At 59.4% G+C, this 15863-nt stretch carries 15 protein-coding genes; 10 read left to right on the top strand and 5 right to left on the bottom strand.

The annotated features are described in order from the left end of the window. Window positions 1–9 precede the first annotated feature (9 nt). A complete protein-coding gene (locus GNG26_RS06615; RefSeq protein ID WP_114387617.1) occupies window positions 10–999 on the top strand; it encodes a fimbrial protein in 990 nt (329 codons plus the stop codon). 7 nt (window positions 1000–1006) lie between these two features. Next, complete coding sequence (locus GNG26_RS06610; protein ID WP_114317125.1) at window positions 1007–1507, top strand: fimbrial protein; 501 nt, start codon at window positions 1007–1009, stop codon at window positions 1505–1507. Here GNG26_RS06610 and dinG read toward each other — a convergent pair. Together dinG and rhlE are read right to left on the bottom strand one after the other, a co-directional pair. After that, window positions 1494–3671: an ATP-dependent DNA helicase DinG gene (dinG, locus tag GNG26_RS06605; RefSeq protein ID WP_156238207.1), complete on the bottom strand. Its 2178-nt coding sequence runs from the start codon at window positions 3669–3671 to the stop codon at window positions 1494–1496. The two genes, GNG26_RS06610 and dinG, sit on opposite strands and share 14 nt — an antisense overlap. Window positions 3672–3766: 95 nt before the next feature. Continuing rightward, window positions 3767–5128, bottom strand: coding sequence for an ATP-dependent RNA helicase RhlE (gene rhlE / locus GNG26_RS06600; protein WP_156238205.1), 1362 nt, complete (start codon window positions 5126–5128; stop codon window positions 3767–3769). A gap of 245 nt (window positions 5129–5373) precedes the next feature. Between rhlE and cecR the strand changes: the two genes are divergently transcribed. The 5 genes from cecR to GNG26_RS06575 all read left to right on the top strand — a co-directional run bounded on the left by cecR (window position 5374) and on the right by GNG26_RS06575 (window position 11093). Next, a complete protein-coding gene (gene cecR / locus GNG26_RS06595) occupies window positions 5374–6051 on the top strand; it encodes a transcriptional regulator CecR (RefSeq protein WP_114315569.1) in 678 nt (225 codons plus the stop codon). Continuing rightward, complete coding sequence (gene hlyD / locus GNG26_RS06590) at window positions 6048–7043, top strand: secretion protein HlyD (RefSeq protein ID WP_156238203.1); 996 nt, start codon at window positions 6048–6050, stop codon at window positions 7041–7043. Before cecR ends, hlyD begins: the two co-directional genes overlap by 4 nt. After that, window positions 7036–8772, top strand: coding sequence for an ATP-binding cassette domain-containing protein (locus tag GNG26_RS06585; RefSeq protein WP_156238201.1), 1737 nt, complete (start codon window positions 7036–7038; stop codon window positions 8770–8772). Before hlyD ends, GNG26_RS06585 begins: the two co-directional genes overlap by 8 nt. Then, on the top strand, window positions 8765–9898 hold the full coding sequence (locus GNG26_RS06580; RefSeq protein WP_156238199.1) for an ABC transporter permease: 1134 nt from the start codon (window positions 8765–8767) through the stop codon (window positions 9896–9898). Before GNG26_RS06585 ends, GNG26_RS06580 begins: the two co-directional genes overlap by 8 nt. Before the next feature lie 88 nt (window positions 9899–9986). Then, on the top strand, window positions 9987–11093 hold the full coding sequence (locus tag GNG26_RS06575) for an ABC transporter permease (RefSeq protein WP_114315571.1): 1107 nt from the start codon (window positions 9987–9989) through the stop codon (window positions 11091–11093). On the opposite strand, the gene GNG26_RS06570 is transcribed toward GNG26_RS06575, so the two are convergent. After that, window positions 11055–11465: a YbhQ family protein gene (locus GNG26_RS06570; RefSeq protein ID WP_156238196.1), complete on the bottom strand. Its 411-nt coding sequence runs from the start codon at window positions 11463–11465 to the stop codon at window positions 11055–11057. The two genes, GNG26_RS06575 and GNG26_RS06570, sit on opposite strands and share 39 nt — an antisense overlap. 132 nt (window positions 11466–11597) lie before the next feature. On the opposite strand from GNG26_RS06570, the gene GNG26_RS06565 reads away from it, so the two are divergent. The 3 genes from GNG26_RS06565 to GNG26_RS06555 are packed head-to-tail and all read left to right on the top strand — an operon-like array spanning window position 11598 to window position 14559. Next, window positions 11598–12359: an endonuclease/exonuclease/phosphatase family protein gene (locus GNG26_RS06565; RefSeq protein ID WP_114387620.1), complete on the top strand. Its 762-nt coding sequence runs from the start codon at window positions 11598–11600 to the stop codon at window positions 12357–12359. After that, on the top strand, window positions 12356–13597 hold the full coding sequence (clsB, locus tag GNG26_RS06560; protein WP_103178771.1) for a cardiolipin synthase ClsB: 1242 nt from the start codon (window positions 12356–12358) through the stop codon (window positions 13595–13597). Before GNG26_RS06565 ends, clsB begins: the two co-directional genes overlap by 4 nt. Further along, complete coding sequence (locus tag GNG26_RS06555) at window positions 13597–14559, top strand: YbhN family protein (protein WP_156238193.1); 963 nt, start codon at window positions 13597–13599, stop codon at window positions 14557–14559. The genes clsB and GNG26_RS06555 overlap by 1 nt, the downstream gene beginning before the upstream one ends. 84 nt (window positions 14560–14643) lie before the next feature. Here GNG26_RS06555 and GNG26_RS06550 read toward each other — a convergent pair whose 3' ends face one another. Both GNG26_RS06550 and moaE read right to left on the bottom strand, forming a co-directional pair. After that, on the bottom strand, window positions 14644–15351 hold the full coding sequence (locus GNG26_RS06550) for a Bax inhibitor-1/YccA family protein (RefSeq protein WP_103178769.1): 708 nt from the start codon (window positions 15349–15351) through the stop codon (window positions 14644–14646). A 58-nt stretch (window positions 15352–15409) separates the two neighbouring features. Beyond that, window positions 15410–15862 (bottom strand): molybdopterin synthase catalytic subunit MoaE, encoded by a 453-nt coding sequence (gene moaE, locus GNG26_RS06545; RefSeq protein WP_156238190.1) that lies wholly within the window; start codon window positions 15860–15862, stop codon window positions 15410–15412. Window position 15863: the final 1 nt, after the last annotated feature.

Below are 15863 nucleotides of genomic sequence, written 5' to 3'. Positions count from 1 at the left end.
GAGGAAAAGATGAAACCCTTCCGTTACGGCTGTGTACTGGCCCTGTTTGCCACCCTGTTTCTGTTTATGCCGCAGGCCAAAGCGGCCTGCTCTACCGCAGATCTGCCCTGGACGGCCACGCCGGGTACGCTGACGGTGCCCGCTACGCTCGGGGTGGGCAATGCCATCCCGGGCTCCGCCCGTACGCACACGGTGAAAGGCCACTGTGACGCCGCCGACAGCGGTAAGCCAATCACCGCCTGCCATCTGGGCGAAGGCGATGAAATACCGGGGATGCCGGGGGTCTATCGCAGCGGTATCGAGGGGGTTGGCATTGAACTGCTGAACAGCGCCGGCCAGCCGGTGCAGGGCCGCACCGCCCACTGTGACAGCCGAAGTACGCCCCTGGGGTACGTCAGCAGCGATGGCTCCGGCAGCTTCAACGTATCGCTGACGATGCAGCTGATCAAAACCGCAAGCAAAACTGGAGAGCTGGCGTCAACCACGGTGCATAACGGCATCTGGTCACTGGGCATCTATCCCGATCAACAGCTGGGTCAGTTGAACGCCGTGCGCTATGGCGGCAACCTGGCGCTGAAGGCCACCACCTGTTCAGTGGATCCGAAAAGTCTGGTCGTTACGCTGGGGGATTTTCCGTTGAGCGGCTTTACCCATCGCGGCAGTTTCAGCAGTTGGAAAGCGTTCAATCTAACGGCGATCTGTTCTGATACTGTCACCATGACGGCCCGGATCACCAGCCCAAATGGCGCGACGACGATCAGCGATGGCAATGATGTTCTGAACCTGACGCCAGGCCCCGACAGTGCCAGCGGGGTGGGCGTAAGAATGACCCTCGGCGGGGTGGTGTTACGCTACGACTACCCGATCCCCTTTGGCGACCAGACCATTCCCAACCAGCCTTTCGACCTGCCCTTCCAGGTGCAGTACTACCAGACTGGCGCTCAGGCGACCGCCGGAAGAGCCAATACCATTGCCACAATCGACATTGAATACCAGTGAGATCCCGATGAAATATGTAGCCCTGCTCGTGCTGCTGGCCAGCCTGCCCGTCTCAGCCACCGACGTGCTCCTCAGCATCAAAGGCAATATTTACGACACTGCCTGTGAAGTGGACAGCACCAGCCAGAATAAAGTGGTCGATCTCGGCCAGGCGGTGGCCAGTGATTTTAAAGCGCCGGGGGATGTCGGCGTGTGGAAGAATTTTGATATCACCCTCTCGCACTGTCCACAAAGCCTGACTCTGGCAACCATCAACCTGGAGGGGAAGCGCGACACGCTCCACCCGTTCAAGTTCGCCAACACCGGTACGGCGAGAGGGCTGGCGCTGGAGCTGGCCGACCGCACCGACTCGATCATTCTGGCGCCGGAAGCGCGCTTCAATGCGGTAATTGACCCAATCACCCACACCGCCGATTTCCCGATGGCGGCACGCTATTACGCCTCGTACGTTCCGGTCCACGCGGGGGAGTTTTCAAGCACGGTGCTGTTTACCTTCACTTACCAGTAGGACCGCGCCCCTTAGCACGGATGCTTTTCCTGCGCCCGGCGGCAATCTTGGCCGGGCGTTTTTTTACTTCGGGAACCTCAGGTTGTTCGATAGGAAAGACCGGCAGGGCATTCAGTAACCGCTTACCGTAATTTTTGGTCAGCAGCCGCTTATCGTAGATCACCACCTCGCCCCAGCAGCTGTGGCTGCGGATCAGACGCCCGACCTGCTGGATCAGGTTGAACGACGCCGCGGGCAGACTCTGCACCTCAAACGGGAAGCGGTTCAGGCTTTTCAGCCACTCGCCCTCGGTGAGCACCACCGGGCTGTCGATGGGCGGGAAGGCGATCTTATGGATATGCACCTGAGTCAGGTAATCGCCCTTCAGATCCAGCCCTTCGGCAAAGGACTGGAGCCCCACCAGCACGCTGCGCTCTCCGGCATCGATACGTTTACGGTGCAGCTCCACCAGCCGGTAACGGGGCTGATCCCCCTGCACCAGCAACAACAGGCGCAGGTCGGTGACAAAGGTTAAAAAGAGGTTCATTGCCCGGGCGCTAGCGAACAGCACCAGCATGCCGGGATACTTTTTGCTTTCCAGCTGTTCGCGGAAGTAGGCCGCCATTTCGGCCAGGTGCTGTTCTTCGTTGTCGATCAGCGGCTCATAGTGCATACGCGGGATCACCAGCTTGCCCTGCTCGCAGTGGTTGAACGGCGAGTCGAGGGCCACAAAGCGATCGCCCGCCTTCTCCTTCAGACCGCTCATCTCCTGCAGGCGGGAGAAACTGTTCAGCGAGCGCAGCGTGGCGGAGGTCACCACCACATGCGGAACGCTGCGCCAGAGCAGCTTTTCCAGCTGATCGCTGACGCGAATGCCCGCGCAGTGGAAGAAGAGATGCACCTGCCCCTCCCTGACTTCCCGCGTTGCCCACTTGGTGACCGGCGCGCCGGAGGCCTGGGCCATCGACGCCAGCCGCCACAGCTTGCTCTGCCCCTCGAACATGCCCAGGGCGCGGTTCATCTGCAGCAGCACCCGGTGCACACGCACCACGTCATGGGTGCCCGTTTTCTCACTGAGATCGTTTAAAAACAGCTCCGCCAGCCCGCGCAGTTTCTCGATAAGCTGCGCCAGCTCGCGGCAAAGATCCATGATATCCTCCGGCAGCGTGCCCATCTCAAAGCGGTGCTCTGCCTCCTGGCCGGGTGGCAGATAGAGATTGAGGATGCTGTTCAGGGAGGCGATATGGGTGTAGATGGTTTCACAGTGCTCGCTGAGGCGCTCCGCAACCGCCAGCGGCGGAATGGTTTTCGGCCGGAACTGATCCATGCAGGTCGCCACCAGCTTGCAGAACAGATCGAGCTGCAGGCGGAACCAGGGGGCAGTTATCTCGGCGCTCATCTCCAGCGCGTCGCGGGCGACGTCCGGCAGGTGATGGCCCTCATCCAGCACCAGCAGCAGATTTTTAGGATCCGGCAGCACCGCTTCGCTCTCCATCGCCGCCATTACCAGCGCGTGGTTGGCGACCACCACTTCGGCCTCCTGAATTTCACGGCGGGCGACAAAGAACGGGCATTCGCGATAGTAGTGGCAGTTGCGGTTCAGACAGCTGGCCTTATCGGTACTGAGTCTGCGCCACAGATCGTCGCTGAGCGCCTGATCGGTGTGATCCCGCAGGCCATCCCATTTATAGCTATCGAGATCGGCTTTAAGGCGGGCGCACTGCTCCTGCTCAGCTTTATTGTTAGGGGTCAGCTCGTCATCGAGAAAGGCCAGCAGATCCTGCTGGGTGGGCTCGGTGCTGGCAAGGGCGGTTAAGTTGCGCGGGCAGACATAGCGCCCGCGACCAAAGGCGGCAGTGAAGCGCAGCTCGGGAATAATTTTGCGCAGCAGGGGCAGGTCTTTGCTGTAGATCTGATCCTGCAGGGCGACGTTGGCGGTACTGACCACCAGCGTCTTTTGTTCTTCCCGGGCGATAGCGATGCCGGGGATCAGGTAGGAGAGGGTTTTACCGACGCCGGTCGGGGCTTCAATTGCCAGATGTCGACCCTCGTCACCGGCCAGCGTTTTTGCCACATCGGCAATCATCTGCCGTTGCGGTGCGCGGGGAATGAAGTCGGGGATCTGCTGTTGTAGCGCCTTATACCAGGCGGCAATTTGCGCTTTCAGCGCGGCGGTTAAAGCCATGATGAACCTGAAATACTGTATAAACAGCCACTATTGTGGCACTTTCTTAAGCGGGCCGCAAAAGAAAAGCCCGGCTTTACGACCGGGCTTCCAGATTACTGCGCGCTGGCAGGTTTGCGCGGACGGCGTCGGCGCTGGCCTTCACCTGCCGGTTTCGCGTCGCCATCGCGACGCGGTGGCTTGCTGGCCGCTTTCGGCGCGCCGCCTTCGCTACGGCGCGGCTGCTGCTGACCACGGCCACCGCCGCCCTGCCCGCGTCCACCACCCTGACCACGTCCGCCCTGACGCCCGTTCTGGATCGGCTCAGCTTTGATGGACGGATCTACCTCATAGCCCTCGAGGGCGATACGCGGGATCTCTTTTTTCAGCAGGCGTTCGATGTCGCGCAGCAGCTTGTGCTCATCCACACAGACCAGAGACAGCGCTTCGCCCGTTGCCGCCGCGCGACCGGTACGGCCGATACGGTGGACATAATCTTCCGGAACGTTCGGCAGCTCGTAGTTCACCACGTGCGGCAGCTCTTCAATATCCAGGCCGCGGGCGGCGATGTCGGTTGCCACCAGTACGCGGATATCACCAGATTTGAAATCGGCCAGCGCGCGGGTACGAGCCCCCTGGCTCTTGTTACCGTGGATGGCCGCACTGCGGATGCCGTCTTTGTTCAGCTGTTCCGCCAGGTGGTTCGCCCCGTGCTTGGTACGGGTGAAGACCAGCACCTGCTGCCAGTTCCCTTCGCCAATCATCTGGGAGAGCAGTTCGCGCTTGCGCTTTTTATCAACAAAGTGAACGTGCTGGGTCACCTGTTCGGAAGCGGTGTTGCGACGCGCCACTTCCACTTCCAGCGGATTGTGCAGCAGCTTTTCCGCCAGACCTTTGATCTCGTCGGAGAAGGTGGCGGAGAAGAGCAGGTTCTGACGACGGGCCGGCAATTTTGCCAGCACGCGACGAATATCATGGATAAAGCCCATGTCCAGCATGCGGTCGGCTTCGTCGAGCACCAGGATCTCCACGCTGTCGAGCTTAACGGCGTTCTGGTGTTCCAGGTCGAGCAGACGGCCCGGGGTGGCGATCAGCACGTCCACGCCGCCGCGCAGTTTCATCATCTGCGGGTTGATGCTCACCCCGCCAAACACCACCAGCGAGCGGATGTTGAGATAGCGGCTGTACTCACGCACGTTCTCACCCACCTGGGCGGCCAGTTCACGGGTTGGGGTCAGGATCAGGGCGCGCACCGGGCGACGGCCTTTGGCGTGCGGTTCGCTTGAGATCAGGCGTTGCAGCAGCGGCAGGGTAAAGCCAGCGGTTTTACCGGTCCCGGTCTGGGCGCTGGCCATCAGATCGCGGCCTGCCAGTACAGCGGGAATGGCCTGCTGCTGAATAGGGGTCGGTTCGCGGTAACCCTGCTCCGCTACAGCGCGCAGAATTTCCGGGTTCAGGCCAAGGGTATCAAAAGACATAACAACTCCGAACCGCCCCGACCATTTTCAGGTGTAGTTTTCAGGGAGATATAACAAATGAAAGGACAAAAACCACGGTGTCGCGAAGCAGCGGAGTGTAGCAGCTTTTGTGATACAGCGCATAAATATCCCGTCGGGGGCTGCATTTACGCTATTAAACAAGCCGGATACCGGCAAGAAAACTGGACACGCTCAAAAAACAGTCATACTCTTAATCAATCGATTGATTAATTTTGTGTGCCGCTATGAATCCGATCCCGACCACCACCAAAGGTGAGCAGGCTAAAAGCCAGTTAATCGCTGCCGCGCTGGCGCAGTTTGGCGAATATGGGCTGCATGCCACCACCCGCGATATCGCTGCGCAAGCCGGGCAAAATATCGCCGCCATCACCTACTATTTTGGCTCGAAAGAGGATCTCTACCTCGCCTGCGCCCAGTGGATCGCCGACTTCATTGGCACCCAGTTTCGCCCCCACGTGGAGGAAGCCACCGCCCTGCTTGCCGAGCCGTCACCGGATCGCGCCGCCATTCGTGGCCTGATCTTAACCGCCTGCAACAATATGATTCAGCTGCTGACGCATGACGATACGCTGAACCTGAGTAAGTTTATTTCACGCGAGCAACTCTCGCCCTCTGCCGCTTACCAGCTGGTCCACGATCAGGTTATCGCCCCGATGCACTCCCATCTGACCCGGCTGGTGGCGGCTTATACCGGGCGTGACCCTCTTGATACGCAGACCATTTTGCATACCCATGCCCTGCTGGGCGAAGTGCTCGCCTTTCGCCTGGGGCGTGAAACCATTCTGTTACGCACCGGCTGGACCGAATTCGATGAGGATAAAGCGCTGCAAATCAGTCAGGTCATCACCTGTCATGTCGATTTGATCCTGCAGGGCTTAACGCAAAGGAGCCTGGAGTCATGAAAAAACCTGTCGCCATTATTGTGGCTGTGGTGGTTGTGCTGGCAGCCGGTATCGGCGGCTGGCTGTGGTATCAGAGCCAGCAGGATAAAACGCTGACCCTGTACGGTAACGTCGATATCCGCACCGTGAACATGAGCTTTCGCGTCGGCGGACGGCTGGCCTCCCTGAGCGTGGATGAAGGCGATGCCATTACCGCTGGTCAGACGCTGGGCACGCTGGACAAAGCCCCCTACCAGAACGCGCTGTTGCAGGCCCAGGCGGGCGTTGCCGTGGCACAGGCGCAATACGACTTAATGCAGGCGGGCTATCGTGACGAAGAGGTCGCCCAGGCCGCCGCCGCCGTTAAACAGGCGCAGGCCGCCTATGACTATGCCCAGAACTTCTTTGTCCGTCAGCAAGGGCTGTGGAAAAGCCGCACCGTGTCGGCCAACGATCTGGAGAACGCCCGTTCCTCGCGGGATCAGGCTCTGGCGACGCTGAAATCCTCCCAGGATAAGTTGCGCCAGTACCGCTCCGGCAACCGCGAGCAGGATATCGCCCAGGCAAAAGCCAGCCTCGAACAGGCCCAGGCCCAGCTGGCACAGGCGCAGCTGGATCTGCACGACACTACCCTGGTGGCCCCGGCTAACGGCACGCTGCTGACCCGCGCCGTCGAGCCCGGCAGCATGCTGAACGCGGGCAGTACGGTGCTGACCCTCTCCCTGACGCGTCCGGTGTGGGTGCGGGCTTACGTCAATGAAGCCAGTCTCGGCGAGGCGAAACCGGGGCGCGAAGTGCTGCTCTATACCGACAGTCGTCCCGACAGGCCGTACCACGGGAAAATCGGCTTTGTCTCCCCGACCGCGGAATTTACGCCAAAAACCGTCGAAACCCCGGACCTGCGTACCGATCTGGTCTATCGCCTGCGCATTATCGTGAACGATGCCGACGATGCCCTGCGCCAGGGGATGCCGGTAACCGTCAGCTTCGACAATGGGCAAGCCCATGAGTGATGCGGTGATCCAGCTCTCCGGTCTGGTCAAACGCTTTGCCGGGATGGACAAACCCGCCGTCGCGCCGCTCGACTGCACGGTGCATAAAGGTTACGTCACCGGGCTGGTCGGCCCGGACGGCGCGGGCAAAACCACCCTGATGCGGATGCTTGCCGGCCTGCTGAAGCCCGACGAAGGCAGCGCCAGCGTGCTGGGGCTGGACCCGGTTCGCGACGATCGCGCCCTGCATGCGATGCTGGGCTATATGCCGCAGAAGTTTGGTCTGTATGAAGATCTGACGGTGATGGAGAACCTGACCCTGTATGCCGACCTGCGCAGCGTCACCGGCGAGACGCGGGAGAAAACCTTTCAGCGCCTGCTTGATTTTACGTCGCTCGGCCCCTTCACCGACCGGCTGGCGGGCAAGCTCTCCGGCGGCATGAAGCAGAAGCTGGGGCTGGCCTGTACGCTGGTGGGGCAACCGAAGGTGCTGCTGCTGGACGAGCCCGGCGTTGGCGTCGACCCCATCTCCCGCCGCGAGCTTTGGCAGATGGTGCACGAGCTGGCGGGGGACGGAATGTTAATCCTCTGGAGCACCTCCTATCTCGACGAAGCGGAGCAGTGCCGCGACGTGCTGCTGATGAACGAAGGGGAGTTGCTCTATCAGGGCGATCCCACAGCCCTGACCCGGAGCATGACCGGGCGCAGCGTGCTGCTGCACTCCCCTCATGAGAATAACCGCCGCCTGCTGCAACGGGTGCTGAAGCTGCCCCAGGTGAGCGACGGCATGATCCAGGGGAAATCGGTGCGGGTGATCCTCAAAAAAGAGGCCAGCGCCGACGATCTACGCCAAAACGCGGATCTGCCGGATCTGGCGATTGATGAGACTGCGCCGCGGTTTGAAGATGCCTTTATCGATCTGCTCGGCGGCGCAGGCACCGCCGAATCGCCGCTGGGGGCGATCCTGCATACTGTGGAAGGCACCCCCGGCGAGACGGTGATCGAGGCCAAATCTCTGACCAAAAAGTTCGGTGACTTTGCCGCTACCGACAATGTGAACTTTACGGTAAAACGCGGCGAAATCTTCGGCCTGCTGGGCCCCAACGGCGCGGGTAAATCCACCACCTTTAAAATGATGTGCGGCCTGCTGGTGCCCACCGCCGGCAAAGCGCTGGTGCTGGATATGGATCTGAAGGTCAGCTCCGGCAAAGCGCGCCAGCATCTGGGATATATGGCGCAAAAGTTCTCGCTCTACGGCAACCTGACGGTTGAGCAAAACCTGCGCTTTTTCTCCGGCGTCTACGGCCTGCGCGGGCGAGCGCAGAGTGAAAAGATTGCCCGCATGAGCGAGGCCTTTGGTTTGAGCAGCATCGCCAGCCAGGCCACCGACGCGCTGCCGCTCGGGTTCAAACAGCGGCTGGCGCTGGCTTGCTCCCTGATGCATGAGCCGGACATTCTGTTTCTTGATGAGCCCACCTCCGGGGTCGATCCCCTCACCCGCCGTGAGTTCTGGCTGCATATCAACAGCATGGTGGAAAAAGGGGTCACGGTGATGGTGACCACTCACTTTATGGATGAGGCGGAGTATTGCGACCGGATTGGGCTGGTCTATCGCGGCAAGCTGATTGCTCACGGCACACCCGACGATCTGAAAGCTCAGGTGGCGGACGCGCAGCAGCCCGATCCCACCATGGAACAGGCGTTTATCACGCTCATTAACGACTGGGATAAGGAGCATGGCCATGTCTGACAAAGCCCTCTCCTGGCGTCGGGTCCGCGCCCTGTGCATCAAAGAGACGCGGCAGATTGTGCGCGATCCGAGCAGCTGGCTGATTGCGGTGGTGATCCCCCTGCTGCTGCTCTTTATCTTCGGCTACGGCATAAACCTCGACTCCAGCAAGCTGCGGGTGGGGATCCTGCTGGAGCAGCACAGCGAAGAGGCGCTCGACTTCACCCATACCCTGACCGGCTCGCCCTACATCGACGCCACCATCAGTGACGATCGCCATAAGCTCACCCAGATGATGCAGGCCGGGCGCATTCGCGGGATTATTGTCATTCCGGTGGATTTTGCCGCCCGCATGGCGCGCCCGAACGACACCGCCCCGATCCAGGTGATCACCGACGGCAGCGAGCCCAATACCGCCAACTTTGTGCAGGGCTACTCAGAGGGGATCTGGCAGCTGTGGCAGATGCAGCGGGCGGACGATCGCGGCGAGACGTTTGAGCCGCTGATTGACGTCCAGACCCGCTACTGGTTTAACCCAGCGGCCATCAGCCAGCACTTTATTATTCCTGGCGCGGTGACCATTATCATGACGGTGATCGGCGCCATTCTGACCTCGCTGGTGATTGCCCGTGAGTGGGAGCGCGGCACCATGGAGGCGCTGCTCTCCACCGAAGTGACGCGCACGGAACTGCTGCTGTGCAAGCTGATCCCCTACTACTTCCTCGGGATGCTGGCGATGCTGCTCTGCATGTTGGTGTCCGTATTTATTCTCGGCGTGCCGTATCGCGGCTCGCTGCTGGTGCTGTTCGCTATCACCAGCCTGTTCCTGCTCAGCACGCTGGGGATGGGGCTGCTTATCTCCACCGTCACCCGCAACCAGTTTAATGCCGCCCAGGTGGCGCTGAATGCCGCGTTTTTGCCGTCGATAATGCTATCCGGGTTTATTTTCCAGATCGACAGTATGCCGGCGGTGATCCGCGCGGTGACCTATATCATCCCGGCACGTTATTTCGTCAGCACCCTGCAAAGCCTGTTCCTGGCGGGCAATATTCCGGTGGTGCTGATGGTGAACCTGCTGTTTTTGATTGCCTCGGCGGTGATGTTTATCGGCCTGACGTGGATGAAAACCAAACGGCGATTAGATTAGGTTTCGCCCGGTGGCGCTACGCTTACCGGGCCTACGGGTCTTGTAGGCCAGGCAAACGTAGTGCCGCCCGGCGTTTTGAGGAGTGATTATGTTTCACCGTTTATGGACATTGATTCGCAAAGAGCTGCAATCCCTGCTGCGCGAGCCGCAGACCCGGGCGATATTAATTCTGCCGGTGCTGATCCAGGTGCTGCTCTTCCCCTGGGCAGCCACCCTGGAGGTAACCAACGCCACGATCGCTGTCTATAACGAAGATAACGGCAAACATTCGGTGGAGCTGACCCAGCGCTTCGCCCGCGCCAAAGCCTTTACCCACGTGCTCATCCTTAACAGCCCACAGGAAATACAACCCACCATCGACACGCAAAAGGCGCTCTTGCTGGTGCGCTTCCCGGCCGATTTTTCCCGTAACCTCGACACCCTGCAAACCGCCCCTATGCAGCTCATCCTCGACGGGCGTAACTCCAACAGCGCGCAAATCGCCGCCAACTACCTGCAACAGGTAGTGAAGGATTACCAGCAGGAGCTGATGGCGGGCAAACCGAAACCGAACAACAGCGAGCTGGTGGTGCGCAACTGGTATAACCCGAACCTCGACTACAAATGGTTTGTGGTGCCGTCGCTGATCGCCATGATCACCACCATCGGGGTGATGATCGTCACCTCCCTGTCGGTAGCCCGCGAACGCGAACAGGGCACCTTCGATCAGCTGGTGGTCTCCCCGCTGGCGACCTGGCAAATCTTTGTCGGCAAGGCGGTCCCGGCGCTGATTGTCGCCACTTTCCAGGCCAGCATTGTGCTGGCGATTGGCATCTGGGCCTATCACATCCCCTTTGCCGGATCGCTTCTGCTCTTTTACTTCACAATGGTGATTTACGGGCTGTCGCTGGTGGGGTTTGGTCTGCTGATCTCGGCGCTCTGCTCGACCCAGCAGCAGGCGTTTATCGGGGTGTTCGTCTTTATGATGCCCGCCATTTTGCTCTCGGGCTATGTCTCGCCGGTGGAGAACATGCCGGTCTGGCTGCAGAACTTAACCTGGGTGAATCCGATCCGGCACTTTACCGATATCACCAAGCAGATCTATCTCAAGGATGCGAGTCTGGATATTGTCTGGGGGAGTTTGTGGCCGCTACTGGTGATAGCGGCCGTGACGGGTTCAGTGGCGTACGCGATGTTTAGGCGGAATATCGCGTAGCTTTTTGTCTTTGGTTAACAGTGAAACGACCGCGGGCCCAGCAAGGATAGCCAGCCCTGCGACAGCCAGCAAAAAGTTGTTTTGCAGCACGCGGGACAACAGCCACAGCACAATCAGTGCCGCGCCAAAATACCAGGTGGTGGTGAGCTCTTCGAGCACATCCGCCACTTCGCGCCAGCGCGCTTCATGATGACGCTGTAAAAAGAGCATCAACAGGACAGTCACGCCGTACAGCACGCATAATCCTAAGCCGACCCGCACCAGGGTACCGCTCATCCAGGCCATCACCAGCACGGCCACCACCAATAAATGCAACATAATCTGCCAGCAACTCAGGCCGGTTGCGACGCGTATGCGTTGTTGCCACTTCATGGCACTCTCCTGAAGGATTTTACTCTGCCTGTTCAGACTATCGCACTTTACGGAAAATTCCGTAACACAGCACCTTTTTGTGACGACGACTACACTTTATTTTCATCAGGATAGTGACGCGGGAAGGAGTGTATGGCCCAACAAACCCGGCATTTTTCGCTTAAAGTGTTAACAATCAATATTCATAAAGGATTCGCGGCTTTTAACCGCCGTTTCATTCTGCCCGAACTGCGTGACGCTGTACGAACCGTCAGCGCGGATATCGTCTGCCTGCAGGAGGTGATGGGCGCGCATGAAGTCCATCCTTTGCATGTGGAAAACTGGCCGGATACCAGCCACTACGAATTTCTCGCCGACACCATGTGGAGCGACTACGCTTACGGGCGTAATGCCGTCTATCCCGAGGGGCATCACGGCAATGCCGTTCTCTCCCGCTACCCTATCGAACACTATGAAAATCACGATGTCTCGGTGGGCGAGAGTGAAAAACGTGGGCTGCTTTACTGCCGTGTCGCGATCCCGGAGCTGACCAGACCGCTGCATGTGGCCTCGGTCCACCTTGGCCTGCGCGAAGCTCACCGCCAGGCGCAGCTGCAGATGATGACCGAGTGGGTCAATGGCCTGCCAGAAGGGGAACCGGTGGTGGTCGCCGGTGATTTTAACGACTGGCGCCAGCGCGCCAACCATCCGCTGAAAACGGGGGCCGGGTTAGAAGAGATCTTCACCCTTGCCCACGGCAGGCCCGCCCGTACCTTCCCGGTGAGATTCCCGCTGCTGCGTCTGGACAGGATCTATGTCAAAAACGCTCACGCCAGCAGCCCTACCGCGCTGGCCCTGAGCAACTGGCGTCACCTTTCCGACCATGCGCCGTTAAGTGCGGAGATTCATCTATGAAATGTTCATGGCAAAGCGGCAACCGGATAAAGCTGCTGGAAAATGGCGATCAATATTACCCGGCGGTATTTGCCGCCATCGAGAAAGCACAAAGCCGGGTACTGCTTGAAACCTTTATCTGGTTTGAAGACAACGTGGGGCGAAAACTGCATTCGGTGATCCTGCGGGCGGCCCAGCGCGGGGTGCATATCGAAGTGCTGCTGGACGGCTACGGCTCCCCCGACCTCAGCGATGAGTTCGTGGGGGAACTCACCTCAGCAGGCGTGGTATTCCGCTATTACGATCCACGCCCGCCACTGCTGGGAATGCGCACCAACGTCTTCCGCCGCATGCACCGTAAAATTGTGGTGGTGGATGATCAGGTGGCCTTTGTGGGCGGGATTAACTACTCCGCGGAACATATGTCGGACTACGGTCCTGAAGCCAAACAGGATTATGCCGTCCAGGTCGAAGGCCCGGTGGTACAGGATATTTTGCAGTTTGTCGTGGAAAACCTCCCCGGCAAAGCTGCAGTGCGTCGCTGGTGGAAGCGGCGTCATCGCGCCGAAGAGAATACCAAACCAGGTGAAGCGCAGGCGCTGTTTGTCTGGCGCGATAACGAAGAGCACCGGGACGATATTGAGCGGCACTATCTCAAGATGCTGACCAACGCCCGTCGGGAGGTGATTATCGCCAACGCCTACTTCTTCCCGGGCTATCGCCTGCTGCACGCCATGCGTAACGCAGCCCGGCGCGGCGTGCGGGTTAAGCTCATTGTGCAGGGCGAGCCGGATATGCCCATTGTGACCGTGGGTGCCCGCCTGCTCTACAACTATCTGGTGAAAGGCGGCGTCGAGATTTACGAATACCGCCGTCGTCCGCTGCACGGCAAGGTCGCGCTGATGGACGATCACTGGGTAACTGTCGGCTCCAGCAACCTCGATCCCCTTAGCCTGTCGCTGAACCTGGAGGCCAACCTGATTATTCACGATCGCGAGTTTAACCAGACCCTGCGTGACAATCTCACCGCCATTATCGCCGAGGATTGCGTCCGGGTGGATGAGTCGATGGTGCCGAAACGGACCTGGTGGAATCTGGGCAAAAGCGTGGTGGTGTTCCACTTCCTGCGCCATTTCCCGGCGCTGGTCGGCTGGTTGCCTGCGCATACGCCTAAACTGGCGCAGGTCCCCCCGCCGGTACAACCCGAGATGGAGACTCAGGATCGCGTTGAAGCGAGCAACACGGGGGTAAAACCCTGATGAGCAAAAAACATTCGCGCTGGCGTCTGGCAAAAAAGATCCTCACCTGGGTATTTTTTATAGCCGTTGCAGTGTTGCTGGTGATTTACGCCAAAAAGGTCGACTGGGGCGAGGTGTGGAAGGTCATCCGCGACTACGACCGTGTATCGCTGATGGGCGCCGTGGCGCTGGTGATACTGAGCTTCCTGCTGTATGGCTGTTACGACCTGCTGGGGCGAGTCTACTGCGGGCATAAGCTGGCCAAGCGCCAGGTTATGCTGGTGTCGTTTATCTGCTACGCCTTTAACCTGACCCTGAGTACCTGGGTGGGCGGCATCGGGATGCGTTACCGCCTTTACTCCCGTCTGGGGCTACCCAGCAGCACCATCACCCGCATCTTCTCCCTGAGCATTACTACCAACTGGCTGGGTTACGTCCTGCTGGGCGGGGTAATCTTCACCGCGGGCGTGGTGCAGTTGCCCGCTCACTGGTATATCGATCAGTCGACGCTGCGAATTATTGGCATCGTACTGCTGCTGGTGATTGCGTTCTACCTGTGGGCCTGTGCGTTCGCTAAGCGGCGCCATGTGACCATCAAAAAGCAAAAGCTGGTACTTCCCTCCTGGCGTTTTGCGCTGGCGCAGATGGGCATTTCCGCCGCCAACTGGATGGCGATGGGGGCCATTATCTGGCTTCTGATGGGTGAAGATATCAACTACTTCTTCGTGCTGGGTGTGCTGCTGGTGAGCAGTATCGCCGGGGTGATTGTCCATATCCCTGCCGGGATTGGGGTGCTGGAAGCGGTGTTTATCGCGCTGTTAGCGGGAGAGCATGTCTCTCACGGCACCATCATCGCCGCCCTGCTGGCCTATCGTATGCTCTATTATTTCCTGCCTCTGGGGCTGGCGACGGTCTGTTATCTGGTGCTGGAGAGCCGGGCGAAGAAGTTGCGGGCCAAAAACGAACAACAGATGGCGAAGTAATGGCGGGATTGGCCGGGTGGCGCTGCGCTTACCCGGCCTACGGTGTTGTAGGCCCGGCAAGCGAAGCGCCGCCGGGCAGATTACTTAACGACGGTTACCGAAGATGCGCAGCAGCATCAGGAACAGGTTGATGAAGTCCAGATAGAGCGTCAGCGCCCCGAGAATGGAGTATTTACGCAGATTTGAGCTGTCGCGCACGTCAATCTGCTCGCCAATGTTTTTCAGCTTCTGGGTGTCATAGGCCGTCAGCCCGACAAAGACAATCACCCCGATATAGGTCACCGCCCACATCAGCGCTTCACTCTTCAGCCAGAAGTTCACCAGCGATGCCAGCACGATACCAATCAGCGCCATAAACAGCATGTTGCCAAAGCCGCTCAGGTCGCGTTTGGTGGTGTAGCCGTAAAGGCTCATCGCACCAAACATCCCGCCGGCCACCACAAAGGTGCTGGCGATGGAGGAGTAGGTGTAGACGAGAAAAATACTGGAGAGCGTCAGGCCGGTCAGCGCCGAATAGAGCATAAACAGCGTGGTGGCCATCCCGGCACTGAGCTTATGCACCAGCCCGGAGAGGACAAACACCAGCGCCAGCTGGGCGATGATCAGGCCAAAAAAGGTGATTTTGCTGGAGAAGACAAACATCATCACCGCAGGCGTGTTTGCTGAGAACCACGCGACAAACGCGGTGAGCAGCAGGCCGCAGGTCATCCAGCCATAAACCTGGGCCATGTAGGTTTGCAGCCCGGTACGGCTCTGCTGCACGATGGAATCGGAACGGGGAAATCTGTCCATAACACACTCCTTTTTAAGTGGACACACTGTTAAAGCCTAACACATCCCGGCAATCCGGCTACCAGCGGTTGGCGGCTCCCTTGTCGCTGTCGCGGGACTCGACCCAGCGATCGCCCTCCGGGGTCGCTTCGCGCTTCCAGAACGGGGCGCGGGTTTTCAGATAATCCATAATAAACTCACCCGCCGCAAAGGCGCTGCCGCGATGGGCGCTGGTGACGCCGACAAAGACGATCTCCTCCCCCGGCCACATCTCGCCGATGCGGTGGATCACGGTCACGCGGCCGAGCGGCCAGCGCTGACGCGCCTGTTCAACGATCTCCGCCAGCGCTTTTTCCGTCATGCCAGGATAGTGCTCAAGGGTCAGCGCCTTCACGCTGTCGCCCAGATTATGGTTACGCACCTTGCCGGTGAAGGTGACCACCGCGCCATCTTCGTCACGCTCCGCCAGCCAGTTATACTCCGTGCCGACGTTAAAACGCGCCTGTTCAACCAGGATTTTGGTGTCACTCATC

The organism is Leclercia sp. J807 (genome assembly GCF_009734465.1).
In the GTDB taxonomy this organism is placed as follows: domain Bacteria; phylum Pseudomonadota; class Gammaproteobacteria; order Enterobacterales; family Enterobacteriaceae; genus Enterobacter.
The sequence above is the reverse complement of the archived record's forward strand: the minus strand, read 5'-3'. Positions and strand labels throughout refer to the sequence as shown.